13 protein-coding genes are annotated in these 14,820 nt (G+C 70.9%); 8 read left to right on the top strand and 5 right to left on the bottom strand.

Translation table 11 applies throughout. The features are described from left to right. Positions 1-31: 31 nt before the first annotated feature. Genes K377_RS35260 through K377_RS35255 form a run of 3 tightly spaced genes read right to left on the bottom strand, consistent with a single transcriptional unit; the run spans position 32 to position 2,566 of the window. Positions 32-817: a TSUP family transporter gene (locus K377_RS35260; protein WP_111667705.1), complete on the bottom strand. Its 786-nt coding sequence runs from the start codon at positions 815-817 to the stop codon at positions 32-34. A gap of 10 nt (positions 818-827) precedes the next feature. Further along, positions 828-1,064, bottom strand: a complete 237-nt coding sequence (locus tag K377_RS41460) for a hypothetical protein (protein ID WP_146614815.1) — start codon at positions 1,062-1,064, stop codon at positions 828-830. Positions 1,065-1,111: 47 nt separating this feature from the next. Beyond that, positions 1,112-2,566 carry a ferric reductase-like transmembrane domain-containing protein gene (locus K377_RS35255; RefSeq protein ID WP_111667704.1) on the bottom strand — a complete coding sequence of 485 codons (1,455 nt, stop codon included), beginning with the start codon at positions 2,564-2,566 and terminating at the stop codon, positions 1,112-1,114. 389 nt (positions 2,567-2,955) lie between these two features. Between K377_RS35255 and nirB the strand changes: the two genes are divergently transcribed. From nirB to K377_RS35215, 8 genes are all read left to right on the top strand, one after another. After that, complete coding sequence (gene nirB, locus K377_RS35250) at positions 2,956-5,508, top strand: nitrite reductase large subunit NirB (protein WP_111667703.1); 2,553 nt, start codon at positions 2,956-2,958, stop codon at positions 5,506-5,508. Further along, the gene (nirD, locus tag K377_RS35245) at positions 5,505-5,882 is read left to right on the top strand and encodes a nitrite reductase small subunit NirD (protein WP_111667702.1); all 378 of its coding nucleotides are present in this window, start codon (positions 5,505-5,507) and stop codon (positions 5,880-5,882) included. The genes nirB and nirD overlap by 4 nt, the downstream gene beginning before the upstream one ends. Before the next feature lie 36 nt (positions 5,883-5,918). Beyond that, a complete protein-coding gene (locus tag K377_RS35240) occupies positions 5,919-6,503 on the top strand; it encodes a TetR/AcrR family transcriptional regulator (protein WP_111667701.1) in 585 nt (194 codons plus the stop codon). A 73-nt stretch (positions 6,504-6,576) separates the two neighbouring features. After that, positions 6,577-7,344: an SDR family NAD(P)-dependent oxidoreductase gene (locus K377_RS35235; protein ID WP_111667700.1), complete on the top strand. Its 768-nt coding sequence runs from the start codon at positions 6,577-6,579 to the stop codon at positions 7,342-7,344. 155 nt (positions 7,345-7,499) lie between these two features. Continuing rightward, positions 7,500-7,802, top strand: a complete 303-nt coding sequence (locus K377_RS35230) for a hypothetical protein (protein ID WP_111667699.1) — start codon at positions 7,500-7,502, stop codon at positions 7,800-7,802. 20 nt (positions 7,803-7,822) lie between these two features. Then, entirely contained in the window at positions 7,823-9,079 is a 1,257-nt protein-coding gene (locus K377_RS35225) for a putative T7SS-secreted protein (protein WP_111667698.1), read from the top strand. 89 nt (positions 9,080-9,168) lie between these two features. Beyond that, on the top strand, positions 9,169-9,702 hold the full coding sequence (locus tag K377_RS35220) for a hypothetical protein (protein ID WP_111667697.1): 534 nt from the start codon (positions 9,169-9,171) through the stop codon (positions 9,700-9,702). A 4-nt stretch (positions 9,703-9,706) separates the two neighbouring features. After that, positions 9,707-10,816 (top strand): hypothetical protein, encoded by a 1,110-nt coding sequence (locus K377_RS35215; RefSeq protein WP_111667696.1) that lies wholly within the window; start codon positions 9,707-9,709, stop codon positions 10,814-10,816. A 44-nt stretch (positions 10,817-10,860) separates the two neighbouring features. On the opposite strand, the gene K377_RS35210 is transcribed toward K377_RS35215, so the two are convergent. Next, positions 10,861-11,781 (bottom strand): oxidoreductase, encoded by a 921-nt coding sequence (locus tag K377_RS35210; protein ID WP_111667695.1) that lies wholly within the window; start codon positions 11,779-11,781, stop codon positions 10,861-10,863. Between the two features lie 209 nt (positions 11,782-11,990). Beyond that, complete coding sequence (ppdK, locus tag K377_RS35205; protein WP_111667694.1) at positions 11,991-14,708, bottom strand: pyruvate, phosphate dikinase; 2,718 nt, start codon at positions 14,706-14,708, stop codon at positions 11,991-11,993. Positions 14,709-14,820: the final 112 nt, after the last annotated feature.

Genomic DNA, 14,820 nt, shown 5'->3' with positions numbered 1-14,820 from the left:
GAGCCGGGCCGACCGGCCCCGCGTCACCGCTTCAGGCCACCCACTGCTCGTACGCCATCTTCACCACCAGCGCGCACACCACCGTCAGCAGCACGATCCGCACGAACCCGGCGCCGCGCTTCAGCGCCGTGCGGGCGCCGACCATGCCGCCGGCCAGGTTGAAGACGGCCATCAGCGCGGCCAGCTGCCAGTACACCGTGCCCTTGAAGGCGAACATCGCGAGCGCGCCCGCGTTGGTGCAGCAGTTGACGATCTTGGCGGTGGCGGAGGCGGTCACCAGGTCGAGGTGGAGGATCGCGGTGAGGGCGAGCACCAGGAAGGTGCCGGTGCCGGGGCCGATCAGGCCGTCGTAGAACCCGATGCCGAGGCCGGCGAAGCCGATCGCGGCCAGGATGCGGCGGGGGGAGGCCGGGGTCGCGGACGGGTCCGTGCCGAACGACGGGCGGAAGATGACGAAGGCGCCGACCCCGACCAGGACCACCATGACGATCGGCTTGAGGACGTCCGTGCTCAGGCCCGCCGCGAGCGCCGCGCCGCCCGTCGAGCCCGCGAGCGCCGCGAGACCGATCCGGACGGCGAGGCGTACGTCGACGGGGGCCTTGCGGGCGTAGGTCACGGCGGCGCCCGTGGTGCCGACGATGGCGACGGCCTTGTTGGTGCCGAGCGCGTACGGGCCCGCGTGCGCGCCGTTCGGCAGGCCGAGCAGCAGCGCGGGGAGCAGCAGCAGACCGCCGCCGCCGACCACCGCGTCGACCCAGCCTGCGGCGAGCGCGGCCACGCACAGGACGACGGTGGTGGTCAGGGATATGTCAGGCATGATCGCGAGCCTACGGACGGGATACGTGTGTGGTCCACGAATGTGTGGAGAGTTGAGGCTTTTCTGAGGTCGACGTTCCGGAACGGGGAGCGGCCCGGTCGGGGGCGGCGGGAGCGGCCGGGTCGACGGTCAGGGCGAGGCAGGCCGCGACGAGGGCGCTCGCCGAGGTGAGCCCCGCCGTGAGTCTGCGGCGGGCCTGGACCGTGGGCGCGTGGAAGGTGCGGGCGGGACTGGCGTGGCGGCCCATGGGCGGCTTCTCCGGGAGTCTCAGGTGCGTAGGTCGACAGGTCGGGGTCAGTACGTGAAGGACTCGGCGTGGACGCGGTCCGCCGGGACGCCGGCGCGGGCCAGGGCCGTCGTCGCGGCCGCGGTCATGCCGGGCGGGCCGCACACGTAGACGTCGTGGTCGGCGAGGCCGGGCACGAGGTCGCGCAGGGCCTGCGGCGCGAGGGGGTCGTAGGCGGCGTCGGAGGGGCCGAGGAGGTAGTGCAGGGCGGCGCGGCGGGTGCGGGCGATGGACTCCAGTTCCTCGCGCAGGATGAGCCGGTCGGCGTTGCTCGCGCGGTACAGGAGGGTGAGGTCGCCGGGTGCGCCGGGCAGCGTCTCGAACAGGGCGCGCAGCGGTGTGATGCCCACTCCCCCGGCGAGCAGCAGCACCTTGCGGCGGGTGCGCCGGTGGGCGGTGAGCGCGCCGAACGGGCCGGTGGCGACGACCCGTACGCCGGGCCGCAGCCGGCGTACCCGCCGGGTGTGCCGGCCGACGGCCTGCACGGTGATCCGTACGTGGTCGCCGTCGACGGGCGCGGACAGCGAGAACGGCAGGGCCGTGCTCCACAGTCGCCGGGTGAGGAACCGCCAGCGGAAGAACTGGCCCGGTTCGGCGCGCAGCATGCCGAGGTCGCGGCCGCGCATCAGGACGGAGACGACGCCGGGGCCCTCGGTCCGTACGTCGACGACGCGCAGGGCGTGCCGCAGCGCCTGCCGCGCCGGGACGACGAGGCGGTACCAGACCAGGAGGACGGCGACGGTGGCGTGCAGCAGCGACCACAGGCCGAGGCTCAGCGGGTTCGAGGCGATGTCGGGTCCGGCGAGCTGGTGCGCGAAGGCCAGGGCGGCGCCGAGGTACGTGAGCAGGTGCAGGCCGCGCCAGGTGGTGTGGCCGACGCGGCGGCGCACGGCGCGGGCGCTGCTCACGCCGACGGTGACGAACAGCAGGGTGCCGGCCGCCGCGGCGGCGAGTCCGGGGTAGCCGAGGAGTTCGGTGACCGTGGTGACGAGGTCGGTGCCGGTGTGGGCCGCGTAGGCGAGCAGGGCGAGGACGACGTGCGCGGCGCAGAGCGTGAGGACGTGCCGGCCGCCGCGGGCGTGGTGCCGGGCGAGCCGGTCGGCGCCGACGCCGTGCTCGATGGCGGGGACCCGCGCCATGAGCAGGAGCATGACCAGGATTCCGTATCCGGCGAGCAGTCCCGTCAGATGGGCGCCGCTCGCGAACAGCGCGTCGAGCCGTGGCGAGAAGCCGGCCTGCGCGGCCCACAGGAGGCTCACGGCGGCGGCGCCGGTGGCGATCCCGGTGCGCAGCGCGGCCGGGGTGACCCGTACGGGGGCGGCGGGCCGGATGCGCGGGGCACGGCGCGGGCGCGGGGGTACGGGCCGGGCGGGGGCGGGTCCCTCGGTCTGTCTGCGATAGGCCGACAGAGCCGGGTAGCGGGGAAGTTCGGGTTCGACGGCCTCGGTGCTCACGTCCGGCACACTAGGCTCCGGCGGACCGGAATACCGGCTGGTCAGAGTCGCCAGGGAGATCCTTAAGGTCCCCTTCAGGAGGGCCTGAACACGGGTTAAGCGTCGACGGGTTCGTCGTCGGGTGCGGGTGCGTGGGGGCTGGTCGCGCGGTTCCCCGCGCCCCTGAAGGCGCGCTGACGCGCAGCCTTCCCCCGGGGGCGCACGGAGGGTGCGCTTCAGGGGCGCGGGGAGCCGTGCGACCAGCCACGACGCGACCCGCGGAGGTCCTCACACCCTCCGTCCCGCCTCGCTGAGCCCACCGTTCCCCCGCCGAAACTGACGGGACGCCACCGAGAAACGTCCGCCCGCGAGGCTGCGGAGCATGACCGCACCGTACGCGTACGACGGAGGCCTCTGACATGGCGCCAGACCCGGCCGGACCGGCCCTGCCCACCCTCGTCCTCGTCGGCCACGGCATGGTCGGCCAGCGTTTCCTCGAAGCGGCCGCCGAGCGCGGGCTCACCGCGTCCCACCGGGTCGTCGTGCTCTGCGAGGAGCCCCGGCCCGCCTACGACCGCGTCCACCTGACCTCCTACTTCTCGGGCACGACACCCGAGGAGCTGTCCATGACGGACCCGGAGTTCATCGAGCGGCACGGCATCGAGCTGCACGTCGGGGACCCGGCGGAGGCCGTCGACCGGGAGGCGCGGACGGTACGCGCCCGGTCCGGCCTGACGGTCACCTACGACACGCTCGTCCTGGCCACCGGCTCCTACCCCTTCGTGCCGCCGGTGCCCGGCAAGGACGCCACCGGCTGCTTCGTGTACCGGACCATCGAGGACCTGTACGCGATCGAGGAGTACGCGAAGAACAGCGCGACGGTCGGCGCCGTGGTCGGCGGCGGGCTGCTCGGCCTGGAGGCGGCGGGGGCCCTCCAGGGGCTCGGGCTCGCGACGCACATCGTGGAGTTCGCGCCCCGGCTGATGCCCGTACAGGTCGACGAGGGCGGCGGAGCGGCGCTCCTGAGGACCATCGGGGACATGGGGCTCGACGTCCACACCGGGGTCGGCACCCAGGAGGTCGTCGCGGACGCGGACGGCCGGGTCACCGGCATGAAGCTGTCGGACGGCCGCGAACTCGCCACCGATCTCGTGGTGTTCTCCGCCGGGGTCCGGCCGCGCGACCAGCTCGCCCGCGACATGGGCCTGTCGGTGGGCGAGCGCGGCGGCGTCGCGGTCGACGAGCAGTGCCGCACCAGCGACCCGGACGTCTACGCGATCGGCGAGTGCGCGCTCGCGAGCGACGGCCGGGTGTACGGGCTCGTCGCCCCCGGCTACGAGATGGCGCTCACCGCCGCCGACGCGATCGCCTCCGGCACCTCCCTGACCGCCTTCACCGGCGCCGATCTGTCCACCAAGCTGAAGCTCCTCGGCGTGGACGTGGCCTCCTTCGGCGACGCGCACGGCACGGCCGACGGCTGCCTCGACGTCGTCTACGCGGACGCCCGCTCGGGCACGTACAAGAAGCTCGTCATCGGCGCCGGGGGCGAGTTGCTCGGCGGGATCCTGGTGGGCGACGCGGAGGCGTACGGCACGCTGCGCGCGCTCACCGGCACGGTGCCGCCGGTCGCGCCCGAGTCGCTGGTGCTCCCGGCGGGGTCCGGCGGGGCCGCGCAGCTCGGTCCCGAGGCGCTGCCCGACGAGGCCGTCGTCTGCTCCTGCCACAACGTGACCAAGGGCGAGGTCCGCGCGCACGGCACGCTGCCCGAGGTGAAGAAGTGCACCAAGGCCGGTACGGGGTGCGGCAGTTGCGTCAAGCTGATCGGGCAGCTGCTGCCGAAGAGCGGTGACGGTGGACTGTGCGGCTGCTTCCGGCACACCCGCCAGGAGCTGTACGAGATCGTGCGCGTCCGGCGGATCACCGGCTTCGCCCAGCTCCTCGACGAGTACGGCCGGGAGGCGGCGCGCGGCGGCGAGGGCTGCGAGGTCTGCAAGCCAACGGTCGGTTCGATCATCGCCTCGCTCGCGCCCTCGATCGGCGCGGACGGCCATGTCCTGGACGGCGAGCAGGCGGCCCTCCAGGACACCAACGACCACTTCCTCGCGAACCTCCAGAAGAACGGGTCGTACTCGGTCGTGCCGCGGATCCCGGGTGGTGAGATCACTCCGGAGAAGCTGATCGTGATCGGTGAGGTGGCCCGCGACTTCGGGCTCTACACGAAGATCACGGGCGGTCAGCGGATCGACCTGTTCGGTGCGCGGGTGGATCAACTGCCGATGATCTGGACGCGGTTGGTGGACGCGGGGTTCGAGTCCGGGCACGCGTACGGCAAGTCACTGCGGACCGTGAAGTCGTGCGTGGGGCAGACCTGGTGCCGGTACGGGGTGCAGGACAGCGTGCGGATGGCGATCGACCTGGAGCTGCGCTACCGGGGCCTGCGCTCCCCGCACAAGCTGAAGTCGGCCGTCTCCGGGTGCGCCCGCGAGTGCGCCGAGGCCCAGTCGAAGGACTTCGGCGTCATCGCCACGGCCAACGGCTGGAACCTGTACGTGGGCGGCAACGGCGGCATGACACCCCGTCACGCCGATCTGCTGGCGCAGGACTTGAGCGACGCCGAGCTGGTCCGGCTGATCGACCGCTTCCTGATGTTCTACATCCGCACCGCCGACCGCCTGGAGCGCACCTCGGTGTGGCTGGAGCGCGTCGAGGGCGGCCTGGACCATGTGCGGGACGTCGTCGTGCACGATTCGCTCGGCATCTGCGACGAGCTGGAGGCCCTGATGCGGGCCCATGTCGCGCACTACCGCGACGAGTGGTCGGACACCATCAACGACCCCGAGCGCCTCGCCCGCTTCGTGTCCTTCGTGAACGCCCCGGGCACCCCGGACCCGACGATCCGCTTCGTGCCCGAGCGCGACCAGATGAAGCCCGAACTGCCCCTGATCCCCCTGGAAGGACTGGCTGTCCGATGACCACGGCTCCGATCGCTCCCGAGAAGACGACCGTCATGGTTCAACTGGCCTTGGAAGATGATTGGTTGACGGTGTGCGAGCTGTCCCGTCTCACACCGGGGCGCGGTGTCGCGGCCCTGCTGCCGGACGGCCGGCAGGCGGCGGTGTTCCTGGACCGCTCCGGCCAGGTGCACGCCGTCGACAACACCGATCCGTTCACCGGGGCGTCGGTGCTCTCGCGCGGGCTGCTCGGCTCGGCGCAGGGCCGCCCGTTCGTGGCCTCGCCCCTGCTGAAGCAGCGGTTCGACCTGGAGACGGGGCGCTGCCTGGACGACGACGGGGTCGCCGTACGCGCCTACCCGGCACGCGCCATCAACCCGCAGCACGCCGGATAGTTGACCGTCCGTTCCGGAAACGCATAGGGTCGTTCCGTGGCCAGGACCAAGGAATTCGACCCCGACGCGGCGTTGCAGGCGGCCGTGGAGCTGTTCCATGCGCGCGGTTACGAGGCGACGTCGATGGCGGACCTCGTCGACCGGCTCGGCATCGGGCGCGCGAGCCTCTACGCGACGTTCGGCAGCAAGCACGAGCTGTACCTGAGGGCGATGGACCGGTACGCCGAGTCCACCGGCGCGGTCACCGTCGCCGAACTGTCGGGCGACGGCCCGCCGCTGGCGGCCGTGCGCGCCCTGGTGCGCCGCTTCGCGGCCGAGGCCGCCACGGGTGAACGGCGCCTGCTGGGCTGCCTGGTGACCAACACGGCGGCCGAGCTGGGCCCGCACGACACCCAGGCCGCGCGCCGCGTGGAGCGGTCCTGGGAGGAGATCGAGACGCTGCTGCACTCGGCGCTCGTACGCGCGCGGGCCAGGGGCGAACTGCCCGAGGACCGCGACCCGCGCACGCTCGCCCGGATGCTCCTCGTCCTGCTCCAGGGCATCCGGGTCACCGGCAAGGTGTCGCAGGACCCGGCCCGGGTCAGGGACGCCGCCGAGCAGGCCCTGACCCTGCTGGACTGAACTCCCGCAACCCCTCCCCTCACCCCTTCCGCTACCCGAATACTGGACTGCTCGTTCAAGAAAGAGGTACGCCATGTCCCGCACCCGCTTCTCCGGCCGGACCGCTCTCGTCACCGGCGCCGGTTCCGGCCTCGGCCGGGCCGTCGCGCTGGCGTTCGCCGCGGAGGGCGCGAACGTGGTCGTCGCGGGCCGCACGCCCGGCCCGCTGGAGGAGACCGTCGCCCTGATCGAGGCGGCGGGCGGCACCGCGCTCGCGCACCCCGCCGACGTGCGCCGCGCCGACGACATGACCGCAGCCGTGCGCGCCGCGGTCGACCGCTTCGGCTCCCTCGACGTGGCGGTGAACAACGCGGGCGTCTTCCGCGGCGGCGCCCCGATCGCCGACCTGCCGGCCGACGACTGGCAGACCTTGCTCGACATCAACGTCACGGGCGTCCTGAACGCACTCCAGGCAGAGGTGGCCCGGATGCGCGCCCAGGAATCGGGCGGCGCGATCGTCAACATCTCCTCGAACATCGGCCCGCACCGCACCAGGCCCGGCGTCACCGCGTACGGCGCCGCCAAGGCCGCCGTCTCCGCCCTGACCCGCGGCGCGGCCCTCGACCACGTCACGGACGGCATCCGCATCAACGCGGTGAGCCCGGGCCCCGCAGCCACCTCGATGTCCCTGCGCCCGGACGAGACGGAGCCCGAACGGGAGATCCGAATGAAGTCCGAGTCCCCACTGGGCCGCGTCGCGACGACGGCCGAGGTCGCGGCGGCGGTGCTCTATCTGGCCTCGGACGACGCGGGCTCGGTGGTCGGCACGGATCTGGTGATCGACGGCGGGGCAGCGGCATAACTCCCATCAGGCACTGCGCGCGGTGGAACGTGGCGGGAACAGTGGAGAACTCGCCACTGCACACCATCGGGTCATGACGCGTGTGAAAAACTGCCTGCCGACCATTGCCACCGGAGCATTGGTGCGTCCAAACGAGCAGAAGTCGGGGGACTTGCATGACGGGTTACTACGTCGATCCTGAGGTGCTTCGCGCGTCAGCAAAGTCGATCATGAAAGCCGTAGAGGCTGTCAGCAAAGTTCACTTGGACAAACTCAGCGGTGAGAAAACCGAGTTCGGACACGACGATGCCTCCGCCGCCTACAAGGAGTTCCTGGCGACCTGGCACCAGGCCCTGACGAAGGTTCTCAAGGACGAGTCCGAAGGCTCCGCGGACGGCTTGAAGGACTCAGCCGACCGGTATGAGCAAGACGATGGTCGGACCGCCGACGCCCTTGCGAAGCGTGCCGGCAGCCAGTGAGCTGAGGGGGAGCAACGACAGTGGCAGCGCGACTGGGAGAAACCCAGGATCCGAAGGAACTCATACCGGGCGACGCGCTCAGACTTCATGAGCAGGCCGCCCATCTGACCACTTGGTCGAAGACGCTAGAGGGAATCGGGGACGATCTGAAGGCCGTACGTGTCGACGGCTGGACCGGTGCGGCGAGTGACGCCTTCTGGGAGGACTTCGCCCCTCAGGCAGGCAAGTGGTTGCGGGGCGCGGACTCCTTGAACGCTGCAGCGGAGGCACTGCGGGCGTACGCCGACACCGTCGCATGGGCACAGGACAAAGCCGCAGACGCCATCGACCAATACGAGGGCGGCGACCTGCTCACCGCAGGGGTCACGCTGCAATCCGCTCGAGAGCAGCTGGAGGAAGCCGGGGAGACCACGGCCGAGCGGTTCAAGGCCCAGGGCGGCTCCGCCTCAGGCGCCCCCGCGTGGCTGTACTGGGCGGCACAGGACGCCAATACCTCGCCGTGGGCCCTGGGCGTGCAGATCCGCAACCCACTTGAGTACGAAAATCTCCTGAAGTACCCCGACGACCCGGACAGGGAAGTCCGGACATACAAAGGCTGGGGCACCAACGAAGACCGAGAGACAGCCGAACAGCGGCGGGAGAGAGGTGCCCACGGCGTCAGGGTCGCTGGTGTCTCTGTCTTCGGTGACGCCAAAGTGTGGGAGGAAGCGGCCGAGGGCCGCGGGGAGGCACTCGGCGGAGACGTCGCGGGACGTGTGAACGTCTCCGCCCTCGGAGTGGAGGGCAGTGCCGGGGCGGGGATCGAGGACGGCAGGCTCCAGGCGCAGGCTTCCGGGAAGGCCTACCTTGCCCAGACCACAGCAGAGGGGAAGTACGAGGCCGGACTTTTCGAGGCATCAGGCAAGGCGCAAGCGTTCGCCGGTGTCGATGCGAGCGCCAAGGCGAGTATCGGAACGGACGGCGCCCACCTTGGGGGCGAGGCCCTTGCTGGGGCGAAAGCCTCGGCGGAGGGGCATGCCTCGGTGGCCGGTGTCGGAGTCGGTGGCACCGCTGAAGGCTGGGCCGGCGCCGGCGTCTCAGCCCATGCCGACGCTGGCATGGAGGACGGCAAGCTGGTGATCGGCGGGGACGTGGGGGCCGCGCTTGGCCTAGGTGGCAAGGTGGGCTGGCAGGTCGAAATCGACCCGAGCAAGGTCGCGGACGCCGTGGACGACGGAGTGGATGCGGTCAAGGACTGGGGCGGGGGCGTGGCCGATACGTTCGACTCGATGTTCTAGCGCATCGGAATGGGCTTGGCGCGACCACCACTCGGCGCGACGAGACTCCTCACCCCATGCCCCCCTACACACATAGGAGTTGAACCAACATGCCGGGAACTCTTCCGGTACCGCTGACCTGCGAGATCCCCGAGGGCTGGGAGGCAGCGCCGCCCGAGGAGGTCGGCGCGCCGCAGGCGGCCTTCGTGGCCCTGCATTCCGCTTCGCGCGGCTCGGGATTCATGCCGAACATCACAGTGACCGGCACGGTCCGAGAGGACGGCGCGAGTCTGCACCGCGTCGCTGACGAGTCGGTGCAGCGGTTGCAGGAGACGGTCGGTCCGGTCACCCTCGTCAAGCGCACCGATGTGGGGACTCACTTCAAGCCAAGTCTGATCGACGCACCAGGTGTCGTACAGAATCTCCGAATCGCCGCCAATGTCAACGGCCAGCCGGAGCAGCTCGCCCAGAGCCAGCTGATCCTGCTCCTTGAGGATCCAGACCAGCCACGCCGACTCGCAGAAATCGAGATCGCGCTCACCGCGCGCTTCGACCAGCTACAAGACGTACTCGACGACTTCCAGGAGTTTCTTCGTACCGTCCGCCCCGCAGGGCGCAGCGACGTCGGAAAGGGTGGGGGCTGACGCGATGTCCGACGGCATGCGGGAGTTCATCGTCACGGCAGTCATCGTCGTGCTGTTCATCTCCCTTTCCTCACTCTGGCGGCGCCGGAAGCGGCGCCGGCAGCTCGGCAAGTACCAGGAGTTCACGAAGCGGCTCGGCTGGCAGTACGTCGAGCGTCCGCGGAACGGGGAGGTCGCCCGGCTGATGCGGGACGAGCCGTTCCCGCCCGGCGAGGCCACGAAGCGACGTCCCTCCGACTACTGCCACGGCACCTACCGCGGTCGTCCCGCCTGCTCCTTCGAGGCGACCCTGACCCGCCTGTCGTTCCCCGGAGCGGGCGACGACGACAGTGGGAAGCCGACCGCCGTCGCTTTCTGGGCCACCCAACTCCCCTACGCGGTCGGCGATTTCTCCGTACGTCACACGAACCGTGTGTCTCGCGCCTTCGGCGGTCCTGACGACCTGCGCATCGGACACCCCGAGTTCGACGAGCAGTTCACGGTTCGTGGACTGCAGGAGAGTGCCGCTGTCGCCGCGCTGCGGGGCCCGCTCGCGGAGTTCCTGCTCGCCGACCCGCGCAGCAGGGATTTCGCGCTGCGGTTCATCGGCACCGAGGTGATGGCGTGGGAGAAGGGCGAGCAGTCGCCCGACAAGATCGAGGCGGTGCTGCAGTTCCTGGGCGAGATCGCGGACCGTCTTCCCGTACCCGCCGCCGTGCCGGCCCAGGCAGGCGGTTTCGCGGGCGACGAGCTGATCCGGCACGCGCGGGCGGAACTCGCCGCCACAAGGGCTCCGTATCGCATCGAGATCAGTCAGTCACGCCTGGACGTCGTACCCGAACTGACCGATCCTCGCTGGCAGGAGGTGCTGGGCGAAGGCGGGCAGGACAGGGTCTACGTATGGAGGATCAGCTGTGATCCGCAGAAGAAGAGGATCACCAGCAGCCTGCGACACCACCGGGTGACCGTCACGGACGGCGGACATCCGGGGAACGGCCCCACCTTGAGCCTGGGCGGCGAGTTCGCACAAGACGGCTTCGGCCGTCGCGCCTCCGGCGCGGACCCGATGTCGGACCCGGCCTTCGGATCCGCCCTCGTCGGGCGGGCCGCAGCGAGGGCGGGGTGGCGGTCGTAGGGCGACGGCACCGCGGGCAGGCCCTGGCCCGAGGCTCGAGTCCGTCAGTCCTTCAACCCCTCGTACACCACCCCGGTCAACTGCTCCGAAGCCGCCCAAAGCCGCTCCCCCGCCGCGTCGTTGACGGTCCACGATGCGCGCCAGGACCTGGACGGGGCGCCGCGCAACATCAACAGGCGTGGGCCGTAGAAGTCGTCGGGCTGTACGCGCCGGGCGGTCGCCGCGTACAGGGTGGGGAGCGCTCCGTCCTCGGCGGGCTGGGCCAGGAGGCGGTTGCCCGTTTCGAAGAGGCGTTCCAGTGCCGCCCGGCCCTCCATCCGGGCGCCGCGCGCGTGCAGGGGCGTGGCGGCGTACCCGGGGTGCGCGGCGACGGCGAGGGGGCCGCTGGCGGTGGCGCGGCGGGAGAGTTCGTGGACGAACAGGAGGTTGGCGGTCTTGGCGCGGGCGTAGGCCGTCCAGCGCCGGTAGCTCCGCTCGCTGTTGAGGTCGGCGATGTCGATGTTGGCCAAAGCGTGCAGGGCGCTGGAGACCGCGACGACGCGGGGCGCGGGCGCCTCCAGGAGGCTCGGGAGCAGCAGGCCCGTCAGGGCGAAGTGGCCCAGGTGGTTGACGCCGAACTGAGTCTCGAAGCCGTCGGCGGTGCGGCTGTACGGCAGGGCCATGACCCCGGCGTTGTTGACCAGGAGGTCGAGGGGGCGGCCGGTCCAGCCCTCGGCGAAGCCCCGCACGGAGGCCAGGTCGCCCAGGTCGAGGGCGGCGAACTCGACGGCGGCGCCCGGCACCTCGTCGCGGATCCGGTCCACGGCCGTGCTGCCCCGCTCCGCGCTGCGGCAGGCGAGGACAACCTGGGCTCCGGCGCGGGCCAGCTCGCGCGCGGTGACGTAGCCGATGCCGCTGTTGGCTCCGGTGACCACGGCGGTGCGGCCGCTCTGGTCGGGGATGTCGCGCGCGTTCCAGCCGGTCATGGCTGTGCTCCCTGGACGGATCGGGCGGATGGGGCGGTGGTGGTTGCCCCTCAGTTAAGTGGGAGGCCGCGTTCCGCTCAACCCCGCCTTCCCGGCCACGCGCAAGGGCGGCACCCCCCGCACAGGGGTGCCGCCCTTGCCTTGCGCACCGGAGCCGCCGCGATCGGTGAGGGTCGGGGACCGACGGCGGCTCCGGCTGTCATCGGGCGTCAGCGGTGGTCGCTGCCCGCCGACGTCGAGGCCGCCCGGCCCGCTTCGAGGCGGGCGACCGGGATGCGGAACGGCGAGCAGGAGACGTAGTCGAGGCCCACCTCGTGGAAGAAGTGCACCGACTCCGGGTCACCGCCGTGCTCACCGCAGACGCCGAGCTTGAGGTCGGGGCGCGTGGCGCGGCCGGCCTCCACGGCGTTGCGGACCAGGGAGCCGACGCCGTCCTTGTCGATCGTCTCGAACGGCGACACCCCGAAGATGCCCTTCTCCAGGTACGCGGTGAAGAAGCTGGCCTCCACGTCGTCGCGGGAGAAGCCCCAGACGGTCTGCGTGAGGTCGTTGGTGCCGAAGGAGAAGAACTCCGCGGCCTCCGCGATCTGGCCGGCGGTCAGCGCGGCACGCGGCAGCTCGATCATGGTGCCGATGGCCAGCTTCAGCTTGACGCCGCTGGTGGCCTCGACCTCCGCGATGACCCGGTCGGCCTCCTCGCGGACGATCTCCAGCTCCTGGACGGTGCCGACGAGCGGGATCATCACCTCGGCGCGGGGATCGCCCTTGGCGTTCTTGCGCTCGGCGGCGGCCTCGGCGATGGCCCGTACCTGCATGGCGAACAGACCGGGGATGACCAGGCCGAGACGGACACCGCGCAGACCCAGCATCGGGTTCGACTCGTGCAGCCGGTGCACGGCCTGGAGCAGGCGCAGGTCGTTCTCGTTGGCGTCCTGGCGGGACTCGGCGAGGGCGACGCGCACCGACAGTTCGGTGATGTCGGGCAGGAACTCGTGCAGCGGCGGGTCGAGGAGGCGGACCGTGACCGGGAGGCCGTCCATCGCCTCGAACAGCTCGACGAAGTCCTGCTTCTGGAGCGGCAGGAGCTCCTCCAGGGACTTCTCGCGCTCGTCGTCGGTGTCGGCGAGGATCAGCTTCTCGACCATCTCGCGGCGCTCGCCGAGGAACATGTGCTCGGTGCGGCACAGGCCGATGCCCTGGGCGCCGAACCGGCGGGCGCGCAGCGCGTCCTCGGCGTTGTCGGCGTTGGCGCGGACCCGCAGCCGGCGGACCCGGTCCGCGTAGGCCATGATCCGGTGGACCGCGCCGACCAGCTCGTCGGCGTCGTCGGCGCCCGCGTGCATGCGGCCCTCGAAGTACTCGACGACCGGCGACGGGACGACGGGCACCTCGCCGAGGTACACCTTGCCGCTGGAGCCGTCGATGGAGACGACGTCGCCCTCCTCGACGACCACGTCACCGACGGTCATCCGGCGGCGCTTGGTGTCGACCTCCAGGTCCTCGGCGCCGCAGACACAGGTCTTGCCCATGCCGCGCGCGACGACGGCCGCGTGCGAGGTCTTGCCGCCGCGCGAGGTGAGGATGCCCTCGGCGGCGATCATGCCGTCGAGGTCGTCGGGGTTGGTCTCGCGGCGGATCAGGATGACCTTCTCGCCCGAGCGCGACCACTTGATGGCGGTGTACGAGTCGAAGACGGCCTTGCCGACGGCGGCGCCCGGCGACGCGGCGATGCCGCGCCCGAGCTGCTCGACCTTCGCGTCCTCGTCGAACTTCGGGAACATCAGCTGCGCGAGCTGGGCGCCCGTGACGCGCTGGAGCGCCTCGGCCTCGTCGATCAGGCCCTGGTCGACGAGCTGGGTGGCGATCCGGAAGGCGGCACCGGCGGTGCGCTTGCCGACGCGGGTCTGGAGCATCCACAGCTGGCCGCGCTCGATGGTGAACTCGATGTCGCAGAGGTCCTTGTAGTGGTTCTCAAGGGTCTCCATGATCTGCATGAGCTGGTCGTACGACTTCTTGTCGATGTTCTCCAGGTCGGCGAGGGCGACCGTGTTGCGGATGCCCGCCACCACGTCCTCGCCCTGCGCGTTCTGGAGGTAGTCGCCGTAGACGCCCTGGTGGCCGGAGGCCGGGTCGCGGGTGAAGGCGACGCCCGTACCGGAGTCGGGGCCGAGGTTGCCGAAGACCATCGAACAGACGTTGACGGCGGTGCCGAGGTCGCCGGGGATGCGCTCCTGGCGGCGGTAGAGCTTGGCGCGGTCGGTGTTCCACGACTCGAAGACGGCCTTTATGGCCAGGTCCATCTGCTCGCGCGGGTCCTGCGGGAAGTCGCGTCCGGCCTCGGTCTTGACGATCTTCTTGAAGCGCGTGACCAGTTTCTTGAGGTCGGCCGCGTCGAGGTCGGTGTCGACGGTGACCTTCTTGGCGTGCTTGGCCTTCTCCAGCTCCTCCTCGAAGAGCTCGCCGTCGACGTCGAGCACCGTCTTGCCGAACATCTGGATGAGGCGGCGGTACGAGTCCCAGGCGAAGCGGTCGTCGCCGGCCTGCTTGGCGAGGCCCTGCACCGACTTGTCGGAGAGACCGATGTTGAGGACGGTGTCCATCATGCCGGGCATGGAGAACTTGGCGCCCGAACGGACCGACACCAGAAGGGGGTTGTCGGGCTGGCCGAGCTTCTTCCCCATCTGCGCCTCAAGGGCGTCGAGGTGCTGGGTGACCTCGTCACGCAGTGCCACCGGCTCCTCGCCGCTGTCGAGGTAGACCTTGCAGGCATCGGTGGTGATCGTGAAGCCCGGAGGGACCGGAAGACCCAGGTTGGTCATCTCGGCGAGGTTGGCACCCTTGCCGCCGAGGAGGTCCTTGAGATCTTTGTTGCCCTCGGTGAAGTCGTAAACGAACTTCGCTACCTGAGGATCCTTGTTTTCCGACACGGGTCTCGACTCCTCGAGGCTCGGGTGGCTGCCCTGACGGCGAGGAACATACCCAGATCCAAGGGCTGTGGGTACGTCCACTCAGCTGTCATGCGGCCGTAACCACCCGTCC

The organism is Streptomyces sp. PsTaAH-137, assembly GCF_003259365.1.
Taxonomy (GTDB): domain Bacteria; phylum Actinomycetota; class Actinomycetes; order Streptomycetales; family Streptomycetaceae; genus Streptomyces.
This window is presented reverse-complemented; position numbering and strand designations above follow the sequence as displayed.

Excerpts from the sequence above, each read along its gene's own strand:
- K377_RS35260 (WP_111667705.1), bottom strand. The coding sequence starts at position 817 with ATGCCTGACATATCCCTGACCACCACCGTCGTCCTGTGCGTGGCCGCG.
- K377_RS41460 (WP_146614815.1), bottom strand. The coding sequence starts at position 1,064 with ATGGGCCGCCACGCCAGTCCCGCCCGCACCTTCCACGCGCCCACGGTC.
- nirB (WP_111667703.1), top strand. The coding sequence starts at position 2,956 with ATGGCGCCAGACCCGGCCGGACCGGCCCTGCCCACCCTCGTCCTCGTC.
- nirD (WP_111667702.1), top strand. The coding sequence starts at position 5,505 with ATGACCACGGCTCCGATCGCTCCCGAGAAGACGACCGTCATGGTTCAA.
- K377_RS35235 (WP_111667700.1), top strand. The coding sequence starts at position 6,577 with ATGTCCCGCACCCGCTTCTCCGGCCGGACCGCTCTCGTCACCGGCGCC.
- K377_RS35230 (WP_111667699.1), top strand. The coding sequence starts at position 7,500 with ATGACGGGTTACTACGTCGATCCTGAGGTGCTTCGCGCGTCAGCAAAG.
- K377_RS35220 (WP_111667697.1), top strand. The coding sequence starts at position 9,169 with ATGCCGGGAACTCTTCCGGTACCGCTGACCTGCGAGATCCCCGAGGGC.
- K377_RS35215 (WP_111667696.1), top strand. The coding sequence starts at position 9,707 with ATGTCCGACGGCATGCGGGAGTTCATCGTCACGGCAGTCATCGTCGTG.
- K377_RS35210 (WP_111667695.1), bottom strand. The coding sequence starts at position 11,781 with ATGACCGGCTGGAACGCGCGCGACATCCCCGACCAGAGCGGCCGCACC.